Origin of the sequence: Aestuariivirga sp., assembly GCF_041738905.1 — a bacterium.
In the GTDB taxonomy this organism is placed as follows: domain Bacteria; phylum Pseudomonadota; class Alphaproteobacteria; order Rhizobiales; family Aestuariivirgaceae; genus Aestuariivirga.
The window spans coordinates 1-7867 of record NZ_JBGSOZ010000216.1 but is presented as its reverse complement, the minus strand read 5'-3'; the positions used below and the strand labels follow the sequence as shown (position 1 = coordinate 7867).

Here is a 7867-nt window from a genome sequence, read left to right as displayed (position 1 = left end):
CTAGAAATGGGACTTCCAACGAGGTGATCTCCGGGATTTGCAATTTCCCGATGCTTGAGGGGCAAATTGTGGGACCAGACGAGAATTCCACAAATACCGCTTTGTTTTCAACACGTTACAGAAATAATGGCGGAGACGGAGGGATTCGAACCCTCGATACGCCTTACAGCGTATGACGATTTAGCAAACCGTTGCCTTCAGCCACTCGGCCACGTCTCCTGCTGGAAAGGGCTTTTGCCGCGATTTGTGGCGCGATGCAAGCCCACCATTCCTCGGTCATTCGCCTCAGGCGGATGCCGGCGGCTGGGGAAACTCCTTTAGCAACCTCTCTTCGAGTTCCAGGAGGTCGGAGGGAAGCGCCATGCCGGTGGCGCGGAGCTGGTTCAATTCCTGATGAATCTGCTGGTAGAGCTCATGCAGGTCCTCGGGCTGTTCGTTCATTTCGCCCAGAAGAAGGCCGATCTGGGCCTTGAGTTCTTCGAATGCCATGTCGTTGCTCCAATCAGACTCAACCGCGCTTCGCCCTGCGCGCACCATAGAACGGCGTGGTCTGTTAATCCAGTTTAGAGCAGTTCTAAATCCGACTATTTTACTCGGCTACTATTGACAGTGATTTCCCACTGCAGCATAGACGTGACAGCCGATCATCCGGATCGCCCTGGAAAGAGGATTTCATGTCTGTCACCCGCCGCACCGTTCTCGCCTCCGCAGCCTCGCTCGCCCTGGCCGCAGCGTTCACGTCCCCCGCACGCGCAGACGGCACGGTCAATGTCTATACCTACCGGCAGCCGTCTCTGATCAATCCCCTCTTCGAGGCCTTCACGGCACGCACGGGCATCCAGGTCCGGGCGATCTTTGCCGATAGCGGCCTTGTGGAACGCGTCGCGCAGGAGGGCCGCAACAGCCCCGCCGACATTCTGCTCACCGCCGACGTGGGACGGCTGGTCGAGGCCGCCGACAGGGGCCTCGCGCAGCCCGTGTCTTCCACCGCCATTCTCGACAAGGTTCCAGCCAATCTGCGAGATGGCGGGAACCTGTGGTTCGGCCTCACAATGCGGGCCCGCGTGATCTACGCTTCGGTCGATCGGGCGCCCATCACCGGCATCAGCTACGAGGAACTGGCGGACCCGAAGTGGAAGGGCAAGATCTGCCTCAGGCCAGGTAATCACCCCTATAACCTCGGCCTCATTGCCGCGATGATCGCGCACAAGGGCGAGGCCGCCACCCGAGACTGGCTGAAGGGTATCAAGGCCAATCTGGCGGTAAGACCCTCAGGCAATGACCGGAGCCAGGCCAAGAGCGTGTTCGCGGGCGAATGCGACCTGGCGCTGGCCAACACGTACTACATGGGCAAGATGCTCACCAACGAGGCAGAGCCGGAGCAACAGGACTGGGCCAAGGCGGTGAAGATCGTGTTCCCGGCCTCGTCCGATTTTGGCACGCACGTGAACATCTCCGGCATGATGCTCACCGCCAACGCGCCCAACAAGGACAATGCCTTGAAGCTCATGGAGTTTCTCGCCAGCGACGAGGCCCAGGCACTCTATGCCAATGGAAATTTCGAGTATCCGGTGAACCCTGCCGTGCCCGCTTCCGATCTGGTGAAATCCTGGGGCAGCTTCACGCCGGACAGCCTGAACGTGTCTGAGATTGCCAGGCTGGAGCCGGCCGCCGCGAAGCTTGTCGACGAGGTCGAATTCAACGACTGAGCGAGGCGTTCAGACGCAGTTCCGCACAGGATCACCCGGGTTTCTGGCCAATCTGGCCGCAAGGGCGGCTCACAGGCTGCTGTCTGGCCGCAGTCTGCGCGAATGTTGATGCCTTGCGGCGGAGACTGGGTTATAGTTGAATAATCTGGAGTTCATCATGCGTCTCACATTGCTCGCCGCCGCCGCCACATTGGTCCTTGCCTCGCCGCAGGCACTTGCCTACGAGAATTTCATTCCCATGGGCCAGAGCTATTCACCCGGCGTGAATGAACTCCCGCGGCTGGACAGCGAGCAGGACCGGCTCAACTCGCAGGTCGATATCTACGAGTCCGAGATCTACAACCGGCAGCGGGAACTCAAGGAATTCTCGACGCAGATGAACAGCTACAGCCTGGGTCAGACGCCCTCCGGCACGAGCGACTTCATCGACTACTGACGGCCACCCGATGCAAGCCCGGCCGGGCACTCAGTTGAGCGTGACCCAGGCGCGTGCTTGGCGCTGTGCTTCGGCCACCTGGGCCGGGCTCATTTCCAGCGCCAGTTCGCGGCGATAGGCCCGCGCATCCTCGCTGCCCTTGAGTGCTGCGAGATTGAACCACTTGTGAGCGGTCACGTAATCCTGCAGCACATCGCGGCCGAGGCAATACATCATGCCGAGTTCGAACAGAATGTCGGCAGTCGCCGCATTCGGTGTGATCTCAGACTGTCCGGGTTCCCCCATCGAAATTCGTGCCATTTGACGTCCCTTTGATATCCCTGGTTGCCGGCCGGGGAAAGAGTCCCACCCCTGTCCACCGCCGGATGTTCCGCCGCACTTCGTGCTGTCCGGATCATGGGCTCATTGTGAGGGGTGGCATGGAACGGCGCGTTAAGGAGCAGGCTTAAACGGCTGTGAGCAAAGACGGTGACCGAAGTGTTGCGGTTGCAACGAATTGAATCAAATCAGAGAGTTGCGCGCGTCGTCAGAAGCAATTTACCAAGTTTGATTCACCCCTCCTTCACCATCGGCGTGGATTCAGGGCACGAGGGGAATCGAAATCCTGAGCGTGACGGGGAAATGATCGGACCCTGCCGGTTGGCCGATCTGCTGGCTTTCCGTCGCCTTGAGGCCGGGTGAGACGAAGATGTGATCGATGGCTATCTGCGGAAGGCCGGCCTGGCTAGGCCAACTCGGCAGGTTTGTCAGGCGGCGCAGATTGGCCCGGCTCTCAAGCACCTCGAGGATGCGCGAGTAAGGTGTCGCGTTGAAGTCGCCCATCACCAGTTTCGGGCCGGGATAAGTCTCGATCAGGTCGGCCATCTCCGTCACCTGCCGGAACTGCGCGCGGGAATGAGGAAAGCGGATTGTGTGGACGCCAAAGATGGTGAGCCCGCCCGCCTCCTGACCCAGCTTCACGCGGATGAAGGGTGGGCCTTTCCACATGGCGCGGGCATCGCTTTCGATGATCGGGACTTTCGAGAGAATCACAAGATTGCAGTAGTCGATGCGGTAGCAGTCGGCGTGGTAGGGATAGTGATCCTTCAAGCCCTCGATGATGCGGCGCTTGCTCGGGCCCATCTCGATGAGCGTGATGATGTCGGCGTCAAGGCGCAGGATCTCGGCCCGGACCGCGTCGGCATCATCGTTGACCCAGAGCGTGTTGAAGCTTGCAACCCTCAAATCCCGCTCGCCCGGGCCAGCGCTTCCCAAGGTGGACGGCGTGCGGCTCGCCACATGGGGCCAGACGCCAATGGCGATCAGCCCCACCACAATGAGCACGAGGGCGCTGAAAAGCTTGGCGCGCGGCATCAGAAGGCCGATGAGAAAGGCCAGCGCCACCAGTGCAAACTGCAGGGTGAATTGCGAAAAGACGTCGAAGGCGACCCAGAGTTGACCCAGTCGCGAGCCGACAAGGCCGCCAAGCCCGAGCAATATTCCGATCTTGCATTCGAGAGAGCCTGTGGGCCGCCGCTTCTTCTTCGGCTGTTCCCCGTCCGGCTGATCCTGGACTTGCGCCTGTCTGTCAGCCGATCTGCTCAAGGATTTTCCGTTACTTGCTAAAGGAGTCTGCTCTCCATCGGGAGAATCTGTTCGGGTGTACCAAAGCCGGGAAGCGCCTCAAAGCGTTTCTTCCAGGCCGAGACATGCGGGTAAGGTGTGAGGTCGATGCTCGCTTCGTTCGCGTAGCGCAGCACGCCGTAGACACCGACATCCGCGATCGTCGGCCTCTTGGTTGCAATCCACTCCGACTTGCCGAGCTCGTGTTCCAGAACGGCGAGCGCTGCCCTGGCCTCGGTGTCGTACATCATCCGCACCTCGTCGCCGAACTGCCGGATGCCCCGGTTGCGGGCACGGAGACGGAAGATCGGCAGCGCCAGCTTGTCCCACTCCCAGAACAGCCACTCGCGGATGCGGTTCTTCTCCACTTCGGTCTTGCCGTCGAACCTGTGCAGGACTTCCGCAAGATGCTCGAGCATTGCCGCAGACTGCACATAGTAGGTCTGCCCGTCGCGCAATGCCGGAACCTGGCCATAACGGTTCTTCACCAGATAATCCGGCTGCTTGTGCTGGGCCTCGCGGAGATTGACATGAATATAGGAGAAGGGATGCTTGCTGAGCGACAGCATGAGGCCAACCGTGTAGGTCGGTCCGGATCCAAGCATTCCGTAAAGCGTAAAGCGTTCCTTGTCGGGACCCGACGGCGCCGCAGCCTTCCTGGCCGCGGACGGGGACTTCTTGGATGCTGCCTTTGCCTTGGCAGGCTTCGGCTTCGGCGCAGGCTTCACTGGCCTCTTTGCAACCACCTTCTTCGCAGCCTTCTTGGCTGTCTTTGCCATGATTAACCCTCCCCGGCCCTTCACACCAAAACTCAGGGTACGGACTATAGCTTAGTTGGGCTGGAAGGGAAGATCGAAACTAAAGCACTGAATGGATTAGTAAATTGGAATCGAAAACTTGGGAAACCGGCGGGCTGGAATTGCCCGCCGCTCACACGGAGATTCAGGACAGGCAGCCATCATGTTGATTTTGCAAAAATAAACTGGCGTCGGGCTTTGCAGTCCGACGCCACATCGCGAACAGGTCAGATGCCCAGCTTGGCTTTCAACAGGTCGCTCACGGCCTGCGGATTGGCCTTGCCGCCCGTCGTCTTCATCACCTGCCCGACGAACCAGCCAAGCATGGTCGGCTTGGCCTTCACCTGCTCCACCTTGTCGGGGTTTCCGGCGATGATTTCGTCGACGGCCTTTTCGATGGCCCCGGTATCGGTCACCTGCTTCATGCCGCGCGCCTCGACGATCTCGGCGGGTGAGCCGCCTTCGGTCCAGACGATCTCGAAGAGGTCCTTGGCGATCTTGCCGGAAATGGTCTGGCTGGCGATCAGGTCGACGATCTCGCCCAGCTGCGCGGCGGAAACCGGCGTGTTTTCAACGCTCTTGCCTTCCTTGTTGAGGCGCCCGAAGAGCTCGTTGATGACCCAGTTGGCAGCCGCCTTGCCATCGCGGCCCTTGGCCACCCGCTCGAAGAAATCGGCGGACGCGCGCTCGGAGGTCAAGACGGAGGCGTCATAGGAGGTCAGCCCATAGTCCTTCATGAAACGGGCGATCTTTTCGTCGGGGAGTTCCGGCAGCGAGGCCTTGATGGCGTCAATCCAGGAATCCTCGATTTCCAGCGGCAGCAAGTCGGGCTCGGGGAAAGAGCGGTAGTCATGCGCCTCCTCTTTCGAGCGCATGGAGCGGGTCTCGCCCTTCCTTGCGTCGAACAGGCGGGTTTCCTGATCGATCTTGCCGCCATCTTCCAGTATGCCGATCTGGCGGCGGGCCTCGTATTCGATGGCCTGTCCCATGAAGCGGATCGAGTTCACGTTCTTGATCTCGCAGCGGGTGCCAAATTCAGCTCCCGGCCTGCGGACAGACACGTTGACGTCGGCACGGAGCGAGCCCTGCTCCATGTTCCCGTCGCAGGTGTCGAGATAGCGCATGATCTGGCGCAGCTTCGTCACATAGGCCTTGGCCTCGTCGGCCGAGCGCAGGTCGGGCTTGGAGACGATTTCCATGAGCGCGCAGCCCGAGCGGTTGAGGTCCACGAAACTCATGGAGGGGTGCTGGTCATGCAGCGACTTGCCGGCGTCCTGCTCCAGATGCAGGCGTTCGATGCCGACTTCCACGGACCGGCCATCGACGTCGATGTGAACGGTGCCCTCGCCCACCACCGGCTGTTTGTACTGCGAGATCTGATAACCCTGCGGCAGGTCCGGGTAGAAATAGTTCTTGCGGTCGAAGACCGAGCGGTTGTTGATCTGGGCTTTGAGGCCGAGCCCGGTGCGGACCGCCTGCTCGACGCAGAACGCGTTGATCACGGGCAGCATGCCCGGCATGGCGGCATCGACCAGCGAAACATGGTCGTTGGGCTCGCCGCCAAATTCGGCCGAAGCACCCGAGAACAGCTTCGACTTCGCCAGAACCTGGGCATGCACCTCCAGCCCAAGCACGATTTCCCAATCGCCGGTCGCTCCCTTGATCCAATCCTTCTTTTCGGCCACGCGCTTCGCGGATTCCATCATCGTCTCACCTGTCAGATTGGCGCCTTGGTACTTGGTGCGGGCGTCCGGTTCAAGACTTCCGTTCAATGCGGGGCAACGGGTTAACCATCCGGTAGCCCTCCTGGCCTAGACTCCCTCTCCAACCCGGGAGACAAACCATGCCGCGACTCGCCGCAGCCGCCCTCATCCTGCTTGCCACATCCGGCGCCGCGCTGGCGGACAAGGCCCCCTGGGCACCCTCGAAGGAGGGCAAGATCGAGTGTTTCGCGTCCAACATGGATCGCAAGACCTGCCAGTCGATGAACACTTACCGCTGGGTGGATGATACCCATGTGGTGGGTGAAGGCCGCGGCTATGTGACAGGCTTTCGATCCGACATCGTGGTGATCGCCTCCTGGGAAGCTGAAATCAAGGGCGACCGCAATTGCTTCGTATCGCGCGAGAGCGACTGGATGAAGGTCCGGTTCGAGAAGGACGGCAAGCCCTTGCCCGCCGAGGAGGCGGAGGACATGCGCAAGAAGGCGCTGGCCGCCATGAAGGAAAACTTTGGCCGCAAGTTCTGCATCCGGCTCGGGAAATATGGCCGCGAATACACCGCCCAGATGTCGGTGGACGACACTGAGATCCCCTCGGCGTCCAACTGGGTCGCCTGGATCGACCCGTCGGAAGGCTTTACCCTGTCACCCTGATGAGGCGTCGCGCGCCAGCTCGCGCGTGATCGACCGGGCGAGCCACAGGCAGCACACGAGCATGACCCCGATAATGCCCAGAAAGGCGAAATCGGGCCGCTGCATGGTGCTGAAACCGCCGAACTGCCAGCGTTTCCAGATTTCGATCAGGATCACCAGCGCGAGGAAGATGGCCGAGGCCAGCGCCCCGCCCCTCATCACGCGAAGCAGCAAGCGGCCGAAAGGCGACATGGCCTGTTTTCCAAAATTGACATGGGCCGAACATGGCGCAGATTGGGATCGAATCCAATTCGAAAGGCATTCTCATGGTTCCCGTCCTCACGCCCGTCGCCAGACTTGACGTCGCCATCGAGCGGCCCCTCATCGTGGGGAGCACGGAGTCCGGTCTGCGCGAGGTCATCCCCATATCAGGGGGCAGCGTTTCCGGCCCGCTGCTCAATGGCAAGGTGCTTGCTGGCGGCGCGGACTGGTGCCTGACCAGGCCCGGTGGCGTGGCCGAGGTCTGGGCGCGCTATACGATCGCCACGGACGAGGGCCAGATCGTCTCGATTCTCAACAGCGGAATTGCCCATACACAGGCCGACGGCAGCTACACCGGCCGCACGGTACCTCGCTTCGAGGTGGCTTCAGGCCCTCTCGACTGGCTGCGCAACAGCATCTTCATCGGCACGCTTCTGGCCCTGCCCGCAGGCGACAGGGTGCAACTCGAATTCTTCCGCGTCGACTGAGGTCAGGCCAGAATCGGCGGACGCTCATTGAGCTCCGCAATGGTGAAGCCCGCCACCTTCTTGTAGGCAGCGGCGACCTCTTCGAGCTCCTGGCGCGCCAGCACGTCGTCCACCGTCGCAAAGCCGTGCGGCGCGCGCTCCTCCACGAGCTGCATCACCTGCTCCGGGCCGTTCCGCCGGTTGGCCAGCACGATGGCAGAGGTCGCGGGGCGGCGCTCGGC

Annotated in this window: 10 protein-coding genes, 1 tRNA gene and 1 pseudogene; 4 read left to right on the top strand and 8 right to left on the bottom strand. The window is 61.1% G+C overall.

What is annotated here, in order from left to right; all coding sequences use genetic code 11:
* Positions 1-127: 127 nt before the first annotated feature.
* Together ACEW8Q_RS21575 and ACEW8Q_RS21570 are read right to left on the bottom strand one after the other, a co-directional pair.
* Positions 128-219: transfer RNA gene (locus ACEW8Q_RS21575), tRNA-Ser, on the bottom strand.
* 66 nt (positions 220-285) lie between these two features.
* The gene (locus ACEW8Q_RS21570) at positions 286-489 is read right to left on the bottom strand and encodes a hypothetical protein (protein WP_373506133.1); all 204 of its coding nucleotides are present in this window, start codon (positions 487-489) and stop codon (positions 286-288) included.
* Between the two features lie 185 nt (positions 490-674).
* Between ACEW8Q_RS21570 and ACEW8Q_RS21565 the strand changes: the two genes are divergently transcribed.
* Complete coding sequence (locus ACEW8Q_RS21565) at positions 675-1709, top strand: Fe(3+) ABC transporter substrate-binding protein (protein ID WP_373506132.1); 1035 nt, start codon at positions 675-677, stop codon at positions 1707-1709.
* A 157-nt stretch (positions 1710-1866) separates the two neighbouring features.
* Positions 1867-2145: a hypothetical protein gene (locus ACEW8Q_RS21560; RefSeq protein ID WP_373506131.1), complete on the top strand. Its 279-nt coding sequence runs from the start codon at positions 1867-1869 to the stop codon at positions 2143-2145.
* Between the two features lie 30 nt (positions 2146-2175).
* Here ACEW8Q_RS21560 and ACEW8Q_RS21555 read toward each other — a convergent pair whose 3' ends face one another.
* The 4 genes from ACEW8Q_RS21555 to gatB all read right to left on the bottom strand — a co-directional run bounded on the left by ACEW8Q_RS21555 (position 2176) and on the right by gatB (position 6247).
* A complete protein-coding gene (locus tag ACEW8Q_RS21555; protein WP_373506130.1) occupies positions 2176-2445 on the bottom strand; it encodes an SEL1-like repeat protein in 270 nt (89 codons plus the stop codon).
* Positions 2446-2724: 279 nt separating this feature from the next.
* Entirely contained in the window at positions 2725-3729 is a 1005-nt protein-coding gene (locus ACEW8Q_RS21550) for an endonuclease/exonuclease/phosphatase family protein (protein WP_373506129.1), read from the bottom strand.
* A 17-nt stretch (positions 3730-3746) separates the two neighbouring features.
* On the bottom strand, positions 3747-4526 hold the full coding sequence (locus tag ACEW8Q_RS21545; RefSeq protein ID WP_373506128.1) for a glutathione S-transferase family protein: 780 nt from the start codon (positions 4524-4526) through the stop codon (positions 3747-3749).
* 245 nt (positions 4527-4771) lie between these two features.
* Positions 4772-6247 (bottom strand): Asp-tRNA(Asn)/Glu-tRNA(Gln) amidotransferase subunit GatB, encoded by a 1476-nt coding sequence (gene gatB, locus ACEW8Q_RS21540; protein ID WP_373506134.1) that lies wholly within the window; start codon positions 6245-6247, stop codon positions 4772-4774.
* Between the two features lie 140 nt (positions 6248-6387).
* Between gatB and ACEW8Q_RS21535 the strand changes: the two genes are divergently transcribed.
* Positions 6388-6918: a hypothetical protein gene (locus tag ACEW8Q_RS21535; protein ID WP_373506127.1), complete on the top strand. Its 531-nt coding sequence runs from the start codon at positions 6388-6390 to the stop codon at positions 6916-6918.
* On the opposite strand, the gene ACEW8Q_RS21530 is transcribed toward ACEW8Q_RS21535, so the two are convergent.
* A complete protein-coding gene (locus ACEW8Q_RS21530; RefSeq protein ID WP_373506126.1) occupies positions 6910-7149 on the bottom strand; it encodes a hypothetical protein in 240 nt (79 codons plus the stop codon). The genes ACEW8Q_RS21535 and ACEW8Q_RS21530 overlap by 9 nt on opposite strands.
* Before the next feature lie 32 nt (positions 7150-7181).
* Here ACEW8Q_RS21530 and ACEW8Q_RS21525 point away from each other — a divergent pair, with 32 nt between their 5' ends.
* Complete coding sequence (locus tag ACEW8Q_RS21525) at positions 7182-7646, top strand: DUF3237 family protein (protein ID WP_373506125.1); 465 nt, start codon at positions 7182-7184, stop codon at positions 7644-7646.
* Positions 7647-7648: 2 nt separating this feature from the next.
* Here ACEW8Q_RS21525 and ACEW8Q_RS21520 read toward each other — a convergent pair.
* A pseudogene (locus ACEW8Q_RS21520) lies at positions 7649-7867 on the bottom strand (flavin-dependent oxidoreductase); the annotation flags it as partial.